Source organism: Mycobacterium sp. E796, from assembly GCF_001672815.1.
GTDB lineage: Bacteria > Actinomycetota > Actinomycetes > Mycobacteriales > Mycobacteriaceae > Mycobacterium.
Map to the genome: position 1 here is coordinate 1 of NZ_LZKK01000248.1, position 18,084 is coordinate 18,084.

The 18,084-nt window shown below is 68.8% G+C and carries 17 protein-coding genes and 1 pseudogene; 11 read left to right on the forward strand and 7 right to left on the reverse strand.

What is annotated here, in order from left to right; all coding sequences use genetic code 11:
• Window positions 1-67: 67 nt before the first annotated feature.
• The 4 genes and pseudogenes from A5706_RS18640 to A5706_RS18655 form a co-directional block, all read left to right on the forward strand.
• Window positions 68-895: pseudogene (locus A5706_RS18640) on the forward strand (dihydrodipicolinate reductase); the annotation flags it as partial.
• A 12-nt stretch (window positions 896-907) separates the two neighbouring features.
• Window positions 908-1,387, forward strand: coding sequence for an SRPBCC family protein (locus tag A5706_RS18645; protein WP_068133472.1), 480 nt, complete (start codon window positions 908-910; stop codon window positions 1,385-1,387).
• Window positions 1,388-1,428: 41 nt separating this feature from the next.
• On the forward strand, window positions 1,429-2,298 hold the full coding sequence (locus A5706_RS18650; RefSeq protein WP_068133476.1) for a class II glutamine amidotransferase: 870 nt from the start codon (window positions 1,429-1,431) through the stop codon (window positions 2,296-2,298).
• Window positions 2,295-3,164, forward strand: a complete 870-nt coding sequence (locus A5706_RS18655) for a patatin-like phospholipase family protein (protein ID WP_068133479.1) — start codon at window positions 2,295-2,297, stop codon at window positions 3,162-3,164. The genes A5706_RS18650 and A5706_RS18655 overlap by 4 nt, the downstream gene beginning before the upstream one ends.
• Here A5706_RS18655 and A5706_RS18660 read toward each other — a convergent pair whose 3' ends face one another.
• Both A5706_RS18660 and A5706_RS18665 read right to left on the reverse strand, forming a co-directional pair.
• Window positions 3,165-4,220 (reverse strand): patatin-like phospholipase family protein, encoded by a 1,056-nt coding sequence (locus tag A5706_RS18660; RefSeq protein ID WP_082964483.1) that lies wholly within the window; start codon window positions 4,218-4,220, stop codon window positions 3,165-3,167.
• 87 nt (window positions 4,221-4,307) lie between these two features.
• Window positions 4,308-4,751 carry a lipoprotein LpqV gene (locus A5706_RS18665; protein WP_068133486.1) on the reverse strand — a complete coding sequence of 148 codons (444 nt, stop codon included), beginning with the start codon at window positions 4,749-4,751 and terminating at the stop codon, window positions 4,308-4,310.
• A 112-nt stretch (window positions 4,752-4,863) separates the two neighbouring features.
• Here A5706_RS18665 and A5706_RS18670 point away from each other — a divergent pair, with 112 nt between their 5' ends.
• Entirely contained in the window at window positions 4,864-5,454 is a 591-nt protein-coding gene (locus tag A5706_RS18670; RefSeq protein WP_082964484.1) for a cysteine dioxygenase, read from the forward strand.
• Entirely contained in the window at window positions 5,454-5,888 is a 435-nt protein-coding gene (locus A5706_RS18675; RefSeq protein ID WP_068133492.1) for a rhodanese-like domain-containing protein, read from the forward strand. The genes A5706_RS18670 and A5706_RS18675 overlap by 1 nt, the downstream gene beginning before the upstream one ends.
• Window positions 5,889-5,906: 18 nt before the next feature.
• On the opposite strand, the gene A5706_RS18680 is transcribed toward A5706_RS18675, so the two are convergent.
• The 3 genes from A5706_RS18680 to A5706_RS18690 are packed head-to-tail and all read right to left on the reverse strand — an operon-like array spanning window position 5,907 to window position 9,492.
• Complete coding sequence (locus A5706_RS18680) at window positions 5,907-7,646, reverse strand: alpha/beta-hydrolase family protein (RefSeq protein WP_068133494.1); 1,740 nt, start codon at window positions 7,644-7,646, stop codon at window positions 5,907-5,909.
• A gap of 9 nt (window positions 7,647-7,655) precedes the next feature.
• Window positions 7,656-8,435, reverse strand: coding sequence for an enoyl-CoA hydratase (locus A5706_RS18685; RefSeq protein ID WP_068133498.1), 780 nt, complete (start codon window positions 8,433-8,435; stop codon window positions 7,656-7,658).
• A 13-nt stretch (window positions 8,436-8,448) separates the two neighbouring features.
• A complete protein-coding gene (locus A5706_RS18690; protein WP_068133502.1) occupies window positions 8,449-9,492 on the reverse strand; it encodes an enoyl-CoA hydratase/isomerase family protein in 1,044 nt (347 codons plus the stop codon).
• A gap of 232 nt (window positions 9,493-9,724) precedes the next feature.
• On the opposite strand from A5706_RS18690, the gene A5706_RS18695 reads away from it, so the two are divergent.
• From A5706_RS18695 to A5706_RS18705, 3 genes are all read left to right on the forward strand, one after another.
• On the forward strand, window positions 9,725-10,561 hold the full coding sequence (locus A5706_RS18695) for a Bax inhibitor-1/YccA family protein (RefSeq protein WP_068133505.1): 837 nt from the start codon (window positions 9,725-9,727) through the stop codon (window positions 10,559-10,561).
• A 134-nt stretch (window positions 10,562-10,695) separates the two neighbouring features.
• Entirely contained in the window at window positions 10,696-11,856 is a 1,161-nt protein-coding gene (locus tag A5706_RS18700) for an NAD(P)/FAD-dependent oxidoreductase (protein WP_082964485.1), read from the forward strand.
• Window positions 11,853-12,746 carry an RNA polymerase sigma-70 factor gene (locus tag A5706_RS18705; RefSeq protein WP_068133512.1) on the forward strand — a complete coding sequence of 298 codons (894 nt, stop codon included), beginning with the start codon at window positions 11,853-11,855 and terminating at the stop codon, window positions 12,744-12,746. Before A5706_RS18700 ends, A5706_RS18705 begins: the two co-directional genes overlap by 4 nt.
• Window positions 12,747-12,863: 117 nt before the next feature.
• Here A5706_RS18705 and A5706_RS18710 read toward each other — a convergent pair whose 3' ends face one another.
• Both A5706_RS18710 and A5706_RS18715 read right to left on the reverse strand, forming a co-directional pair.
• Window positions 12,864-14,081 (reverse strand): acetyl-CoA C-acetyltransferase, encoded by a 1,218-nt coding sequence (locus A5706_RS18710; protein ID WP_068133515.1) that lies wholly within the window; start codon window positions 14,079-14,081, stop codon window positions 12,864-12,866.
• A 75-nt stretch (window positions 14,082-14,156) separates the two neighbouring features.
• The gene (locus A5706_RS18715; protein WP_369831902.1) at window positions 14,157-15,122 is read right to left on the reverse strand and encodes an SGNH/GDSL hydrolase family protein; all 966 of its coding nucleotides are present in this window, start codon (window positions 15,120-15,122) and stop codon (window positions 14,157-14,159) included.
• Between the two features lie 243 nt (window positions 15,123-15,365).
• On the opposite strand from A5706_RS18715, the gene A5706_RS18720 reads away from it, so the two are divergent.
• Together A5706_RS18720 and A5706_RS18725 are read left to right on the forward strand one after the other, a co-directional pair.
• Complete coding sequence (locus A5706_RS18720) at window positions 15,366-16,445, forward strand: alpha/beta hydrolase (RefSeq protein ID WP_068133524.1); 1,080 nt, start codon at window positions 15,366-15,368, stop codon at window positions 16,443-16,445.
• 96 nt (window positions 16,446-16,541) lie between these two features.
• Complete coding sequence (locus A5706_RS18725) at window positions 16,542-17,948, forward strand: cystathionine beta-synthase (protein WP_068133521.1); 1,407 nt, start codon at window positions 16,542-16,544, stop codon at window positions 17,946-17,948.
• The last annotated feature ends 136 nt before the right edge of the window (window positions 17,949-18,084 follow it).

The following is an 18,084-nucleotide window of genomic DNA, read 5'->3' on the forward strand; positions in this document are numbered from 1 at the left end:
CAACGGCGCATAGATGACCGCGTCGGCGGGCTGCGCGAGCACCTCGTCGACGCTGTTGGTCGCCGTCACGCCCAGCGTCGAGGAAGTCGCCGCGCTGCTGCGCTCCGGCAAGAACGTGGTCACGCCGCTGGGATGGTTCTACCCGACCGAAAAGGAAGGCGCCCCACTGGAAGTCGCGGCGCAGGCCGGCAACGCGACGCTGCACGGCGCCGGCATCGGGCCCGGTGCGGCCACCGAGCTGTTCCCGCTGCTGCTCTCGGCGATGTCCACGGGCGTGACATTTGTTCGCGCCGAGGAGTTTTCCGACCTTCGCACCTACGGCGCGCCGGATGTGCTGCGCCACGTGATGGGCTTCGGCGGGACGCCGGACTGCGCGTTGACCGGCCCCATGCAAAAGCTGCTCGACGGCGGCTTTTTCCAGTCGGTCCGGCTGTGCGTCGACCAATTGGGCTTCGCCGCCGATCCGCAGATCCGGTCGTCGCAGGAGGTGGCGGTCGCGACCGCGCCGATCGACTCGCCGATCGGGCCGATCGAGCCCGGCCAGGTCGCCGGGCGCCGCTTCCACTGGGAGGCCCTGGTGGGTGACACCGTGGTGGTGCGGATCACCGTGAACTGGCTGATGGGGTCGGAAAACCTCGACCCGCCTTGGTCTTTCGGGTCCGGCGGGGAACGCTACGAGATCGAGGTGCGGGGCAACCCGGACACCTTCGTGACGGTCAAGGGCTGGCAGCCGGAGAGCGTACAGGCGGGGTTGGCGAGCAATCCGGGGATCGTCGCGACGGCCGCGCACTGCGTCAACGCGGTCCCCGCCACCTGCGCCGCCCCGGCGGGGATTCAAAGCTTTTTCGACCTGCCACTGATCACCGGCCGGGCCGCGCCAGGGTTGGCGCGCTGAAGGAAAGACGTTATGCCAGGGCCACAATCGCTCGTCGTTGACGAATCCCTCGTCGTACCTGTCCTTGCCGACGAGGCCTTCCAGCGCACGCTGCCCGCACCGCTTCCCGAGCTTTTCAAGCGCCGGCACGGCCCGATTCCGCCCGTCCGGGAGGTGCGCCAGCAGACCGGCGCATGGGACGCCGCGGGCCAGACCCGCGTCGTGCACCTGGCCGGCGGCGCCAGCATGCGCGAGGAGCTGACCAGCGTCGACCCGCCCCCGTCGTTCGGGTACCGGTTGACCAAGATCCGGGGTCCGATGGCGCTGCTGGTCGATCACGTTGTGGGCGAATGGATCTTCGCCCCGGCGGCGGGCGGGACCGAGATCACCTGGCGCTGGGACATCTATCCCAGGTCGCCGCTGACATCCTGGGGCCTGCCGCTGTTCGGCCGCATCTGGAAGGGCTACGCGCGACAAGCGTTGCGGGACCTCTCGACGATACTGACGGGCTGACCCTGCAAGGCCGTTGCGCGCCTTTCGGTACGGTCGACACCATGTGCCGACTTTTTGGCTTGCACGCCGGGACAGACGTTTGCACCGCGACCTTCTGGTTGCTGAACGCACCGGACAGCCTGTCCGCGCAGAGCCGGAAGAACCCGGACGGCACCGGCGTGGGTGTGTTCGGCGCGCACGGTCGGCCGCAGCTGCACAAGGAGCCGATCGCGGCCTGGCAGGACACCCAATTCGCCACCGAGGCGCACGAATTGACCGGCACCACCTTCGTCGCACACGTTCGTTACGCGACGACGGGTTCGCTCGACGTCCGCAACACCCACCCGTTCCTGCAGGACGGCCGGATCTTCGCGCACAACGGCGTGGTCGAGGGGCTGGACGACATCGACGAACGGCTGCGCGAGCTCGGCACCGACGGCCTGGTGCTGGGCGAAACCGATTCCGAGCGGGTGTTCGCCTTGATCACCGGCTCGATCCGCGCCCGCGACGGCGACGAGACGGCGGGCCTCGTCGACGCCGTGCGGTGGCTCGCCGGGAATGCGCCGATCTACGCGGTCAACGTCCTGCTGAGCACGGCCACCGACATGTGGGCGCTGCGCTACCCCGAAACCCATGAGCTGTATGTCCTGGACCGGCGACTCGATGGTGCGCCCAATTTCGATATGCAGACCAACCGAATTCGCGCATGGTCTGAGCCGCTGTGCAGCCGGTCTTCGGTGGTGTTCGCGACCGAGCGGATGGACGAGGACCCACGGTGGACTCTGATCGCACCTGGCGAGCTCGTCCACGTCGACGCCGAATTGCGCGTCACCACGGAGTTGGTGCTGCCCGACCCGCCGAGCCATCAGCTCCGTCGCGAGGATCTCAGCGAGTCAGTTCAGCGCGCGCAGCACACCGGTACATCGGCGTGACAACCAGACGCGCGCTCGTGCTGGCCGGCGGCGGGATAGCCGGGATCGCTTGGGAGACAGGGGTTCTGCGCGGCATCGCCGACGAGTTCCCGGCGGTCGGCCGGAGCCTGTTGGATTCGGAGGTGCTGGTGGGAACCTCGGCGGGTTCCGCGGTCGCCGCCCAGATCGGCAGCGGCCGCCCGATCGAGGCGCTGTTCGACCGGCAGGTCGCCGAGTCGTCGGCCGAGATCGATTCCGGCGTCGACATCGACGACATCACCGAGGTCTTTTTGACCGCCTTGGGCCAGCCCTACGACGACGCGCTGGACAGGACCCAACAGCAGATGCGGCGGATCGGGGCCGTGGCGTTGGCGACCCAGACCGTTCCGGAGCCCGTCCGGCGCCAGGTGATCGCCCAGCGCCTGCCGTCGCACGACTGGCCGGAGCGGGCGCTGCGGATCACCGCAATCGACGTCGCCACCGGCGAACTCGTCGTCTTCGACCGCGACTCCGGCGTCGGGCTGGTGGACGCGGTGGCGGCCAGTTGCGCGGTGCCGGGGGCGTGGCCGCCGGTGACGATCGGCGACCGGCGCTACATGGACGGCGGCGTCGGCAGCTCGGTCAACCTCGGCGTGGCCGGCGATTGCGACGCGGCCGTGGTGCTGGTCCCATCAGGGCCCGACGCGCCGGCGCCGTTCGGCGCCGGACCCGCCGCCGAGATCGCCGCGTTCGCCGGCGCGATCCACGCGGTGTTCGCCGACGACGACTCGCTGGCCGCGTTCGGGCCCAACCCGCTGGACCCGCGCTGCCGCATCGACTCCGCGGTGGCCGGGCGCGAACAAGGCCGCCGCGAGGCGCGGGCCCTGGCGCGGTTCCTGGGCGCCTGATCAACCCTCGAGCGCGGGCGGGCTCGTCTGTTCCGAATCGGTTTCGAAGGCGTCCAGGGCCCGATCGGCCTCGGCGCGGCCCGCCGCGATCACCTCCACCGCGCGGTGAAAATCCAGGCTGCGGCAGGTCGAACGCGGCACCTCGATCAGCAGGTCGGGCGGATAGGCCGACAGCGTATGGCGGGTCAGCGCCGACTGCGCGATGTCGAACGCGCGGTACACCACCTCGAAGCTGCCCAGTTTCGGAATGACGCTCGTCGCGTCGAGTTCGCCCGCCCCCGACGGCGATTCCTCGTCCCATTCGTCCGGCGAGGTGTCCGCGCCGAATCGGCTCAACACGGCGCGCGCGGTCGGCCGGTCGAGCAGTGACCTGACGGCCGTCGTGTCGAGCAGCGCAGAAGTGCTGCGCACCATGCGGTTCAACCATTCGGCGGTGGCGCCCGGCTCCGGCTCTCGTTTTGGGATCACCTCGCTGCCGCTGACGCCCACAGCGATCGTCAGGTCGGCGTCGACCGCGGCCAACGGCGCCATCGGCAGCGGGTCCAGGATGCCGCCGTCGGCGAGCAGGCGTCCGCCCACTTCGTGCGGGGCGATCACGCCGGGAATCGCGATGGACGCCCGGATCGCCTCGTCGAGCGGGCCGCGCTGAAACCACACCGACTTGCCGGCCAGCAGGTCCGTAGCCACCGCCGTGTAGGGAATCGGCAGTTGCTCGATGGCGACCGGGCCGAGGATGTCGCGCACCGCGTCCAGAATCTTCTCGGCCCGCAGCACCCCCGCCGCGCTGATGGACGGGTCCAGCAGCCGCAGGATGGTGCGCTGCGTCAACGACTTCGCCCAGTCGGCGAACTCGTCGAGGCGTCCGGCCGCCTGCAGACCGCCGATGATCGCACCCATCGACGAACCGGTGATGCCGACGATTTCGTAGCCACGCGCCGACAGCGACTCGATCACCCCGATGTGGGCGTAACCGCGGGCGCCGCCGCTGCCCAGCGCCAGCGCCACCCGGGTCGGTGAAGATTGACGCGCCACCGTTCCGCCACGTCCGCCGGGCATGCGTTCATTTTGCTCGGCCGAGGCCCCCTCGGCGGCGGAGGAGGCAGTTTTTGTACCCGTGATCACAATTGGGGCGGGCGCGGAACGCTACCCGCATTCGTCGTTGGCGGCCGCGCGGGCGGCGGTGATCACGGCCGCCTGTCGGGCCGGTGTCAGGTCGGCCCACCGGGCGTTCCAGGTGCCGGGCGTGCCCGAATGCGACGCTTGGACCATCCGCAGGTACGGCTCGAACAGCGACCCATCCGTCTTGGGCTGCGCCTCCATCCAGACCTTCGCGGCGTGGCAGGCCTGGAAATACTCCTCCTCGGTCGAATCCGCGGGCACATCGACCCTGGTCGTCACCCCGCCCGGCGAGAGGCCGACCGCGCCGGGCGGCGGCGACGAAGGCCCGGCCGGGATGGCCGACGGCCGTGCTGACGGCACGGCGACCCCGCCGTTGGGTGCGCCCTGCGAGCAGCCCGTGACCGCCACTAACAACGCCGCGACGAGCACCGCACTCCGTTGCCCGGGGAAACGACCGCACCAACGCACCGTCCCAATCTATGCAACACTGGCTGCCGTGACGGAGCGCTTGGGATTTTGCGAGTGTTGTCGGCCCTGACCCGCCGCCGCTTGCCCGATCCGTTCACCCTGGAGCTCCCCAATGTCTGTTCCCGTTGCGACGCGTGCTGTCGCCTCCGGTGCGCTTCGCCCCCTGACCGTCTCGTCGCCGTCCTCGGGACCCACCCGGCTGCGGGTGCCCGACCTGCTATATGCCACCGACCAGGCCGCCGACCAGGTCCTCAGCGGGCGCTGCGACCACCTGCTGCCCAAGGGCGGGATACCGGAGTCCAAGCGCTGGTTCACCCGCATCCACGGCGACGACGAGCTGGACGTCTGGCTGATCAGCTGGGTCCCCGGTCATCCGACCGAGCTGCACGACCACGGCGGGTCGCTGGGCGCGCTGACCGTGGTGTCCGGGTCGCTCAACGAATTCCGTTGGGACGGAAGGGGTTTGCGCAGACGCCGGCTCGACGCAGGTGATCAGGCCGGCTTCCCGCTCGGCTGGGTGCACGACGTGGTGTGGGCGCCCAGGCCAGTCCCGGAGCCGGTGGCCACCTTCAAGGTGCAGCCGACGCTGAGCGTGCACGCCTACTCGCCGCCGCTGACGGCAATGTCGTATTACGAAGTCTCCGAGCGCAACCGGCTGCGCCGCCAGCGCACCGAACTGACCGACCAACCGGAGGGACCCTGATGAGCCGCATCGACGTCGTCCTGAGATCGGCCCGGCGCCGGTTTCGCCGCCTTCGCGCCGTCGAGGTGCCCGAGGCGCTGCGGCGCGGGGCCGTGCTGGTCGACATCCGGCCGCAGGCCCAGCGATTCCGCGAGGGCGAGATCCCGGGCGCGCTGGTGATCGAGCGCAACGTCCTGGAGTGGCGCTGCGACCCGACCAGCGACGCCCGGCTGCCGGAGGCCGTCGACGACGACGTCGAATGGGTGATCGTGTGCTCCGAGGGCTACACGTCCAGCCTGGCGGCGGCCGCGCTGCTGGATATCGGCCTGCTCCGGGCCACCGACGTCATCGGCGGCTACCACGCGCTGGCCGGTTCCGGTGTGCTGGACCAGCTGCGCGGTGATTCGGCCGGCGCAAGCCCGGGGCTGGCGAACGCCGTTCGACGCTGGCTCTAGCCGCGCTTGCGATCGCCGCTAGCCGTTGGAGTGCAGCAGCGGCCGCAGTCGGTCCGTCTTCTCCGGCGTCCAGCCGGGCGGCGACAGCACCGCGGCCCAGCCGTTGGCCACGTCGGCGACGTAGTGGTGCCCATGCCCGTCCGGCACGTCGACTGCGACCGCCATGTCGGCCGAGACCTGCAGGAACGTGACCACCGGGATCCAGTACGTCTCGGGCAGCACGTCGTAGCCGCGTTTCTCGCGCAGCCAGTCCGGCTTGGCGAACAGTAGATCCGGGGTCCACCAGGCGATCGGATCGGAGGCGTGCTGCAGATAGACCACCCGCGGGTGGTCCCATGCGGCGTCCGGACGCCCGAGATCGCTTGCGCGAGCGACGAATCGGACGTTCTTGCCGTCGTTGTAGATCGGCAGCCACTCCGGGGAGCCGGCGTCGCGCGTCGACGTCAGGTCCGTCCAGATGGTGTTGTTGAACGTCGGCCCGCTGAACAGCGCGCCGTCGGTGCGGGCCAGCACGTTGTTGAGGCTCATGAACGGCGCCTCGCCCCCGAACGATCCCAGGCTTTCGCCGAACACGACGAGCTTGGGCCGCTGCCCTTCCGGCATCTGGCGGATCAGCCGGTCGACGGCCTCGAACAGCGCCTGGCCGGCGTGGCGGGCGTTTTCCTTGTCCACCAGGAACGAAAGCCAGCTCGGCAGGAACGAGTACTGCATGCTGACGATGGCGGTGTTGCCGTTGTACATGTACTCCAGCGTCGAGGCCTCCGCCTCGTTGATCCAACCGGTGCCGGTGGTTGTCGCGACCGCGACGACGGCGCGCTGCAGCCCGCCGGTGCGCTGCAGCTCGCGCGCCGCGAGTTCGGCGGTCGCGGTGATGCCGTCCGCGGAGTTCAGCCCGGCGTAGGCGCGAATCGGCTGCATGGCCTGGGATCCGTTGAACGTGGTCAGCTCGTCGACCCGCGGGCCACCCTCGATGAAGACGCGGCCCTCGCGGCCGAGCGACTCCCACGACACCAGCGACTGCGGGCCACCGGACCGCAACGGCGTTTTGGGTGGTGCGGTGTCGGGGCTCTCCTCGTTGTTGGCCGACGCGAAGGTGTTGTTCATGGTCCGCATGGCGAACTTCAGCACGACGCCGTTCATCAGGGTGATGCTCAGCACCAGCAGCGCGACCACGACGATGGTCACCGAGAGGCGAAACGGTGCAATCCGGTCCAGCTGCCCGACCAGGAAACTGATCAGCCACCGGATGAATTGGCCGATTTCCACGAGCGTGAACAGCACCACGATCGACAGCACCGCGGCGATGGGGTAGTCGTACCACTTCAGGTGCGCGACGCCCATCAGGTCGCGCACACGGTCCTGCCAGACGTGGAACCGGATGGCCATCACGACCATGCCGACCAGTCCGACCGGGATCAGCACCTTCCATGCCCAGCGCGGCGGCGGCGGGCTGTAGTTCCGGGTGCGCATGTAACGGACCAGCCAGACGGCGAAGACCCCCAGCCCGTAGCCGATGGCCCCGGAAAACCCGCTCACGAGGCCCTGAAACACCGCGCCGCGGGGCAGCAGCGACGGCGTCATCGAGAACCAGATGAAAACCAGGCCGACCGCGGTGCCCATGAAGGTGTAGTGGCGCACCCACCAAGGCTTTTCATGCGGATGCGCCTCGTGCTTGTGAGGTGCCTCAGCGGCTTCCGGCGCGGCTTCGCGCACCGCTTCGTCGTCGGGGGCGGTCGTCGCGGGACCCGGGTCGCTCATCGAAGCGTCCTATCGGTGGGTGAAGTTGGGGGGCCGCTTCTCGATGAATGCCGCCATCCCCTCCGACTGGTCCTCGGTCGCGAACGTCGAATGAAACAGCCTGCGCTCGTAGAGAAGTCCCTCGGACAGCGTGGATTCGAAGGCGCGGTTGACGGCTTCCTTGGCCATTCGCGCCGCCGAGCGCGACATCTGCGAAATGGTGGTGGCGACGGCCTTGGCCTCGGTCATCAGGTCCTCGGCCGGTACCACCCGCGAAACCAGGCCGCTCCGTTCGGCTTCGGCGGCGTCGATGGTGCGCCCGGTCAGGATGAGGTCCATGGCCTTGGCTTTGCCGATCGCGCGCGTCAGCCGCTGCGAACCGCCCATGCCCGGCAGCACACCGAGTTTGATCTCCGGCTGGCCGAACTTCGCCGTGTCGGCGGCGATCAGCAGGTCGCACATCATCGCGAGCTCGCAGCCGCCGCCCAGCGCGTGTCCGGCCACCGCGGCGATGGTGGGGGTGCGGACCGCGGCGAGTTTGCCCCAGGCGGCGAAGAAGTCGGCGCCGAACGCGTCGGCGAAGGTCAACGCGGCCATTTCCTTGATGTCGGCGCCGGCCGCGAATGCCTTGGCCGAGCCGGTGATGATGATCGCCCCGATTCCGGGATCTTCATCCAATTCGGTTGCCGCGCTGGTGACTTCGGTCATCACCTGGCTGTTGAGGGCGTTGAGCGCCTGCGGTCGGTTCAGCGTGATGATCCCGACCCGCGCATCGCGCTCGACGAGGATGGTCTCGTAGTTCTCTGTCACGCCAACCGCCTTTCTAGAATTTCAAGTCGTCGTCGACCGGCGCGAAATACGCCTCCACGTCGGCCGCGGTGATCTCGGCCAGCGTCGCCGGGGACCACTTGGGATTGCGATCCTTATCGATGATCTGCGCGCGGATGCCCTCCACCAGGTCGTGGGAGCGGGCCGCGGTGGACGACACCCGATAGTCCTGGACCAGAACCTCTTCCAGGGTTTCCATCTTGGCGGCGCGACGCACCGCCTCCAGCGCCACGGACACGGCGATGGGGGACCGGGTGGCGATCAGGTCGGCGGCATCGGTCGCCCGGCCGCCATGGCTGCGCAGGGCCGCAAGGATTTCTTCCACCGTGTCGCCCGCGAAACACGGGTCGATCCAATCGCGTTGGGCGACAAGCTCGCTCGATGGTGGTTCGATGGCATGCGCGGCCAGCGCACCCTCGACGCCGTCTTCGACGATCGCCTTGACGAACGCGTCCAGTTCGTCGCGCGGGACGTAGTGGTCGGCGAATCCCATGGCGATGGCGTCGGCCCCGGAGAACGGCGCCCCGGTCAGCGCGGCGTGCAGGCCCAGCGCACCCGGCGCCCGGGACAACAGAAACGCCCCGCCGACGTCGGGAACGAACCCTATGCCCACCTCCGGCATTGCCACCTTTGAGGTTTCGGTCACCACGCGGACGCTGCCGTGCGCACTGACGCCCACGCCGCCGCCCATCACGATGCCGTCCATCAACGACACATACGGCTTGGCGAAGCGCCCGACCTGACCGTCGAGCAGATACTCGTCGCGCCAGAACTTCCGGACCTCGACGCCATCCTTGCGGGCGCTTTCGTAGACGGCCACGACGTCGCCGCCGGCGCACAATCCGCGTTCGCCCGCCCCGGACAGCACGACCGCCCGCACCGCGTCGTCGTTTTCCCAACGGGTGAGCACCGCGCTCAACGCTTCCACCATCGTCTGATTCAGCGAGTTGATCGCCTTGGGCCGGTTGAGCGTGATCAACCCGACGCCGCCTTCGACCCGGGTCAGGACCTCCTCGGATTCGACAGCTGCCTCGGTCAACGCCCTCGTCCTCCCAATCGCCGCCCGGTCTCGACCAGCAATCTAGATCGTCACGACCGCAGCGATCCCCGCGGGTAAGGTTTATGTTTAACCGGACGACAACAGCAGAGCCCGTTAAATAGCCTCAAAACACCGAGAAAACAGCAGGTCCGTTGGGAACTAGGGCGACCCGCTGGTCGTTGAGCAGGTGTTCGCACAGCTCGAACCCATAGCCATAAGAGAGGATCCGACGGTGCGGGAGACAAGTAACCCGGTATTTCGTTCGCTGCCCAGGCAGAGCGGGGGATACGCGCAATTCGGCACTGGCGCGGCCCAGGGCTATTACCAGGCCGACCCCTACGCGGCTCCCTACCAGGACACCAGGGCGTCTCGGCCGCTGACCATCGACGACGTCGTCACCAAGACCGGCATCACGCTGGCCGTGCTGACCGGTGCCGCGATCGTTTCTTACTTCCTGGTGGCATCGAACCTGGCCTTGGCAATGCCGCTGACCCTGATCGGCGCGCTCGGCGGTCTCGGGCTGGTGCTGATCGCCACCTTCGGGCGCAAGCAGGACAGCCCGGCGATCGTGCTCAGCTACGCCGTTCTCGAGGGCCTTTTCCTCGGCGCCGTCTCGTTCGTGTTCGCCAATTTCCAGGTCTCCAACGCCAATGCCGGCGCGCTGATCGGTGAGGCCGTTCTGGGCACGATCGGTGTGTTCTTCGGGATGCTCGTCGTCTACAAGACCGGCGCCATCCGCGTCACGCCCAAGTTCACCCGGATGGTGGTCGCCGCCCTGTTTGGAGCGCTGTTCCTGATGCTCGGCAACTTCGTCCTGGCGATGTTCCACGTCGGCGGCGGAACGGGCCTCGGTCTGCGCAGCGGCGGACCGATCGCGATCATCTTCTCGCTGGTGATGATCGCCATTGCGGCCTTCAGCTTCCTGATCGACTTCGATGCCGCCGACCAGATGATCCGGGCGGGTGCGCCGGAGAAGGCGGCGTGGGGCATCGCGCTGGGCCTGACCGTGACCCTGGTCTGGCTGTACCTCGAGATCCTGCGCCTGCTCAGTTACCTGCAAAACGACTAGTCCCGGCTCCGACGGGAAAACCGGCACGCCCGCAGGCGTGCCGGTTTTTTTGTGCGCCCGCGCGATGTCACATCCGCGACCGCTGGATGCGTCTGCTGGTTGTCAGCACACATTCGCTCGCGAAAGGCAGCATCATGAAGCACATCGTGATTATCGGCGCCGGCTATGCCGGCATGGCGGCCACCACCCGCTTGGCGCGCCGGGTCAAGGGCCGCGACGACGTGCGCGTCACCCTGGTCAATCCGCAGGCTCGTTTCACCGAGCGGCTGCGCCTGCACCAGGCGGCGTCGGGCCAGCGGCTGGCCGACCTCGAGATCCCGGACATGCTCGCCGGCACCGACGTCGAGTTCGTCCAGGGATGGGTCACCGGCCTCGACGCCGACGCGCGGACGGTCCGTCTCGACGACGAGCGCACGATCGGCTACGACGCCCTGGTCTACGCGCTCGGCGCCGTCGCCGACACCGAGGTCGCGCCCGGCGTCGACGAATTCGCCTACACGCTCAACAATGCCCACGACGCCGGGTTGCTGGCCCAGCAGCTGGATCGGCTCGGCGCCGGGACGGTCGTGGTCGCCGGCGGCGGCCTGACCGGCATCGAATCGGCGGCCGAGATCGCCGAGCGGCATCCCGATCTCGACGTCGTCCTGCTGAGCCGGCAGAGACCCGGATCGACGATGGCCCCCAAGGCGTGTGCCCGCCTGCACGCCGGGTTGGCCCGGTTGGGCGTGCGGGTGCGTTCCGGCGTCGACATCGTCAAGGTGATGCCCGACGGGGTGGCCCTGGCCGACGGCGAGGTCGTCGCGGCGCGGGCGGTGCTGTGGGCCACGGGCGTGCGGGTGTCGCCGCTGGCGGCCGCCGCGGGCCTGCGCGTCGACGACCGCGGCCGAATCGTCACCGATGCGGCGCTGCGCTCGGTGTCGCACCCGGACGTGTACGTCGTCGGCGACGCCGCGGCGGTCCGGCAAGGGTATGGCCTCGTGCACGGCACCTGCCAGAGCGGCATCCCGACCGGTGTGCACGCCGCGGCCAACATCGTGCGGGAGCTGAAGGGCAAGCAGCCCAAACGATTTCGCTTCGGCTATGTCCACCAGCCGGTGAGCCTGGGCCGGCACGACGCCGTCATCCAGTTCACCCATCCCGACGACAGCCCGTCGCGTTTCTATCTGGCCGGTCGGTGGGCCGTCGCCTACAAGGAAACGGTGAGCGCCAGCCCGTGGACGACTTACCGGTTGCTCAAGTTGCTGCCCGCGCTGGGGGCCATGACCTGGCGGCGTGGTGGGGGCTTCACCCGATGAGCGCCGACGAGCACGCGTTCGTCGAACACCGGAAGCTGTTGTTCGCCATCGCCTATCGGATCCTGGGCTCGGCGGCCGACGCCGAAGACGTGGTCCAGGATGCGTGGCTGAAGTGGTCGGCGGCCGATCGGGGTCAGGTCGCCGACCCCAAGGCCTACCTATCGCGCATTGTGTCGAACCTGTCGATGGAACGACTGCGCTCGACCCGGCGCCAGCGGGAGACCTACGTCGGGCCGTGGCTGCCCGAGCCGATCCTCACGAGCGAAGACACGGCCGAGGACGTCGCGGCAGCCGAATCGGTGTCGATGGCGATGCTGGTCGTGCTCGAGACGCTGAGCCCACTGGAGCGCGCGGTCTTCGTCCTCAAAGAGGTGTTCGACTTCAGCTACGCCGAAATCGCTTCGGCCGTCGAGCGTTCCGAGGCCGCGGTGCGCCAGGCGGGCCACCGCGCCCGCAATCACGTGCAGGCGCGCCGGCCCCGGTTCGAGGCCGACCGCGGCAAGAAGCGCGCGGTCACCGAACGCTTCTTTTCCGCGGCGACCGGCGGCGACATCAACGACCTCATGCAAATGCTCGCACCCGATGTCACGCTGTGGACGGACGGCGGCGGAAAGGTGCGCCAGGCGCTGCGCCCGGTCGAGGGCATGGCCAAGGTCGCCGCATGGCTCGCCGGTGTCACCAAGCGCCCGTATGAAGGCGTCGAAATCGCCGATATGACAGCCGAAGTCGTGGACATCAACGGCGGCCCGGGCATCGTCTTCTCGGCCTCAGGCCACGTGATCGCCACGCTCACAGTCGAACTCGACGCGCACGGGCGCATCGTCACCATTCACAACGTGGCCAATCCGGACAAGCTGCGCGCCGTCGCGGATGGGGTTCGGCGCGGCTGACGCTTTTGTTTGCGCACTCACGGTTTTCGATGTGCACTGACGGCGCAGCCGCTCGGCGTGTCGCCGCCGACGACTCACACGCAAAACCCAGGATTCACACCCGGTCGCGCGGCGCGGCTAGCTCAGCCGCTCGATCACCATCGCCATGCCCTGGCCGCCGCCGACACACATCGTTTCCAGGCCCAGCGTCTTGTCGTGCGTCTGCAGGTTGTTGAGCAGCGTGGTGGCGATGCGCGCGCCGGTCATGCCGAACGGGTGGCCGAGGGCGATCGCCCCGCCGGACACGTTCAGCTTGTCCTCGTCCATGCCCAGCTCGCGCGCCGAGCCCAGCACCTGGACCGCGAAGGCCTCGTTGATCTCGTATAGGTCGATGTCGCCGATCGACATGCCCGCCCTGGCCAACGCCTTCTTGCACGCCTCGATCGGGCCCAGGCCCATGATCTCCGGCGACAGGCCGCTGACCCCGGTGGACACGATGCGCGCGAGCGGCGTCAGGCCCAATTCCTTGGCTTTCGTGTCGCTAGTGATCACCAGCGCGGCCGCGCCATCGTTCAGGGGACACGCGTTGCCGGCGGTCACCGTGCCGTTGGGCCGGAACACCGGCTTGAGCTCGCTGACCTTCTCGTAGGTGGTGCCCGGGCGCGGGCCGTCGTCGGTAGTGACGGTGGTGCCGTCGGGCAGGGTCACCGGGGTGATCTCGCGCTCGAAGAAGCCGCTCTTGATGGCCTCCTCGGCGCGGTTCTGGCTGCGCACCCCCCAGCGGTCCTGCTCCTCGCGGCTGATGCCGGTGAGGATGGCGACGTTCTCGGCGGTCTGGCCCATCGCGATGTAGACGTCGGGCAGGTTCCCGTCGGCGCGGGGGTCGTGCCACTCGTCGGCGCCCTGAGCCGCGGCGGCCGAACGCTCCTGGGCCTCGTCGAACAGCGGGTTCTTGGTGTCGGGCCATGAGTCGGAGTTGCCCTTGCCGAATCGGGACACGGTCTCCACACCCGCGGAGATGAACGCGTCGCCCTCGCCCGCCTTGATCGCGTGGAACGCCATCCGGGTGGTCTGCAGCGACGACGAGCAGTACCGGTTGACCGTGGTGCCCGGCAGGAAGTCGTAGCCCAGCTCGACGGCGACGACGCGCGCCATGTTGAAGCCGGATTCGCCGCCCGGCAGGCCGCAGCCCAGGATGAGGTCGTCGATCTGGTGCGGGTTGAGCGCGGGCACCTTGTCCAGCGCGGCGCGCACCATCTGGGCGGCCAGGTCGTCGGGCCGCATGGACACCAGCGATCCCTTCATGGCGCGGCCGATCGGCGAGCGGACGGCTGAGACGATGACGGCTTCAGGCATGGTTTGTTCCCTTCCAGCGGACGCGGGCTCGCTTCCCAAGCGGGTGTTTTGTCACCCCGACGGGCTAGAACAAATCTAGTCGGTGCCGACCGGCTGGGAATCAGACGGGGCGGGGGCTACGGCCGCCGGGCGCCGCCACAGCCGCGTCACGAGGGTCAACCGCGCGGGGGACTCGTCGAGCCTCGGTGCGACGGCGGGGACCGAAACGTCAGGCGTCGGGCTCTCGACCTCGACGCCCAGCGCGTCGCACACCGCCTCCAGCAGCGCCTCGGCGGCCAGCGCGTACGCGGTCGGCGAAGGGTGGAAGCCGTCGGCGGAGAACATCTGCTCGGGCGCGGTCCGGAATTGGGGTGCCAACAGCTGCGCCATCGGGACCGGCACGCCGCCCGCCCCCCGGACGGCGGCGGTCTGGGCACGGGCGAGCTGCGAAGTCCGCGCGTGCGCCAGCGAGCGAAGCGGCTGCGGGATCGCGCTGATGACACCGAGATCGGGGCAGGTGCCGACGATCACCACCGCGCCGCGGGAGCGCAGCTTGCGCACGGTCAGGGCCAGCCGTTGCGCCGACTGGCTGATGCCATTGAGGGCCGTGACGTCGTTGGCCCCCAGCATCATCACCGCCACGTCCGGCGGCGGGCCGGCCACGAACATCGCGTCGACCTGACCGGCGACACCCTTCGATGTGGCGCCGACGATGGCCTTCGTGCTCAGCCGGACGACCTTGCCCGCCCGCTCGGCCAGCCCGCGGGCGATCAGCACGCCGGGCACTTCCTCGGCACTCATGCAGCCGTATCCGGTGGCCGTCGAGTCACCGAAGATCATCAGGTGCAGGTCGGCGGTCATGCCGCGCTGCCATCGCTGCACGGGCCCGCCGCCGGCGCTGTACTTGCCGTCGGCGCGCGGCGGGATGTCCCAGGCCTTCGGAATGACGGTGCGCGTGTGCGCCGCCTGGCCAACCAGCAGGTTGCGTGCGCCGAGATAGGCAGTCCCCGTCGAGGCGAGCGCGCCGGCTGTGGCCAGGGCGATCGTCGAACGACGCGGCACCCGGATGGTCACAGGGCCAGTTTAGTTCGGCTCAAGGGTTTGCGCGGGCGGCTTATGAACAATGTGGTCACGTTGTGAATCAATTGTGGTATCGAATCAGATTCTTCAAACGTTCTACTCAGCAAAGGCTGTCAAGCTAAGTTTCAAGGGTTGGCTGAACGCCCTGGAGAGTGGGCTGAACCGGACGCTTGGCTGCCTCGTCACATGCTGTATCGGACTACAAGGGCGTAGGAAGTGTTGAGCATGACCGCACCTAGCAAGGTATCCGGTTCCCCCCGGAATACCGTTCGGCCGCATGAGGTCCTCAAGCGACGTAGAGTCGAGGCACGCAGATTTGCCATCAGCGACGGCGCACCGGTCGAGGTACTCGAGTCCGGTCCCAGCGTTGCTGCGCGGGTAGCTAACCTCGCGTCCCGGCTCACCATCCGGCCGGTCTTGGCCGTCGGCAGCCACGTTCCCAACCTGCCGTGGCCGTGGGGTTTCATCGACGTCGCCGCCCGGGTCCTACTCCCGGTCTCCGCCACCGTCCGCGAGACGGTGAACTTGCCCAACGCTTCCGCGCAGCTGGTGCGCGCCCCCGGAGTGCTGCCCGCGGACGGCACCCGCCGGGTGATCGTCTACCTGCACGGCGGCGCGTTCTTGACCTGTGGAGCAAACTCTCACGGCCGCCTGGTCGAGACGCTGTCGAAGTTTGCTGATTCACCGGTGCTGGTCGTCAACTACCGGCTGTTGCCCAAGCACTCGGTAGGGATGGCCCTCAATGACTGCCACGACGCGTACCAATGGTTGCGCGATCGTGGCTACGAGCCGGACCAGATTGTGCTCGCCGGCGACTCGGCGGGCGGGTACCTCGCGCTGGCCCTGGCGCAACGCCTGCAGGAGGAAGGGCACGGGGACTCCGATATGCCCGCGGCGCTGGTAGCGATCTCGCCACTGCTGCAGCTAGCAAAGGAATGCAAGCAGGCGCACCCCAACATCAAGAGCGACGCGATGTTCTCCGCGAACGCGTTCGACGCGCTCGTCGCATTGGTTGCCAGCGCCGCCGAAAAGAATATCGTCGACGGCAAACCCGAAGAGATCTACGAGCCCCTGGACCACATCAAGCCCGGCCTGCCGCGGACGCTCATCCACGTTTCCGGATCCGAGGTATTGCTGCACGACGCGCAGCTGGCGGCGTCGCGGTTGGCGGCGGTAGGTGTGCCGGCCGAGGTGCGAGTCTGGCCCGGCCAGGTCCACGACTTCCAGCTGGCCGCGCCGCTGGTTCCGGAGGCGATCCGTTCGCTGCGTCAGATCGGCGACTACATCCGCGAGGCCACCGGCTAGCGCGACGACGGCGAGCGCCGGCAGGCGCGAGTGAGGAGTCGCGCAATCGGACCTAGCGAGTGTGCGCCGCGCGAAAGCGCCTGAGACGATGAACGCATGCGGATCGCGCAGCACATCAGTGACCTCATCGGGGGAACGCCGCTGGTTCGGCTGAACTCCGTCATTCCCGACGGCGCCGGCACCGTGGCGGCCAAGGTCGAATACCTCAACCCCGGCGGCAGCTCGAAGGACCGGATCGCGGTGAAGATGATCGACGCCGCCGAGGCCAGCGGGCAGCTCAAGCCGGGGGGAACCATCGTCGAACCCACGTCGGGCAACACTGGCGTCGGCCTGGCTTTGGTGGCCCAGCGGCGCGGGTACAAGTGCGTGTTCGTCTGCCCCGACAAGGTCGGCGAGGACAAGCGCAACGTGCTGCTCGCCTACGGCGCCGAGGTGGTCGTGTGCCCGACGGCGGTGCCGCCCGACCACCCGGACAGCTACTACAGCGTCTCGGACCGGCTGACCCGGGAAATCGACGGGGCCTGGAAGCCCGACCAGTACGCCAACCCGGAGGGACCGGCGAGCCACTACGCCACCACCGGCCCGGAGATCTGGGCGGACACCGACGGCAAGATCACCCATTTCGTCGCAGGCATCGGCACCGGCGGGACGATCACCGGCGCCGGCCGCTACCTCAAGGAAGTGTCCGGCGGCCGGGTCAAGGTCGTCGGGGCCGACCCGGAAGGCTCGGTGTACTCGGGCGGCAGCGGTCGGCCCTACCTGGTCGAGGGCGTCGGCGAGGACTTCTGGCCGGACGCCTACGACCGCACCGTTCCCGACCAGATCATCGCGGTGTCGGACTCCGACTCGTTCAACATGACCCGGCGGCTCGCCCGCGAGGAGGCGATGCTGGTCGGCGGGTCGTGCGGGATGGCGGTGGTCGCCGCGCTCAAGGTGGCCGAGGAGGCCGGACCCGACGCGCTGGTGGTGGTCCTGCTTCCTGACGGCGGGCGGGGCTACATGGCGAAGATCTTCAACGACGCGTGGATGTCGTCGTACGGATTCTTGCGGGCGCGCCTCGACGGGTCGACCGAGGAGTTCAGCGTCGGCGATGTGCTGCGCCGCAAGTCCGGTGAGCTACCCGACCTGGTGCACACCCATCCGTCCGAGACGGTGCGCGACGCCATCGGCATCCTGCGCGAGTACGGGGTTTCGCAGATGCCCGTGGTCGGCGCCGAGCCGCCGGTGATGGCGGGGGAGGTCGCGGGCAGCGTTTCCGAGCGCGAGCTGCTGTCCGCCGTCTTCGAGGGCCGGGCCAAGCTGGCCGACGCGGTCGCGCAGCACATGAGCCCGCCGCTGCCGATGATCGGCGCCGGTGAGCTGGTCAGCGCGGCGGGCAAGGCACTGCGCGACTGGGACGCGCTGATGGTGGTGGAGAAGGGCAAACCCGTCGGGGTGATCACCCGGTACGACCTGTTGGGATTCCTGTCGGAGGGGCCCCGCGGATCCACGGGCCGGCGTTAGCGCCGCTTAAACCGCTTAGCCAAGCCGGCCCGAGGTACTGTAATTCGGCCTGGTTCAGCTAACGCAGTGGAGGGTTGCCCATGTCCGATCAACCGTCGCCCGGCGAGTCCTACCCGCCGCCCCCTGGGGCCGGTGG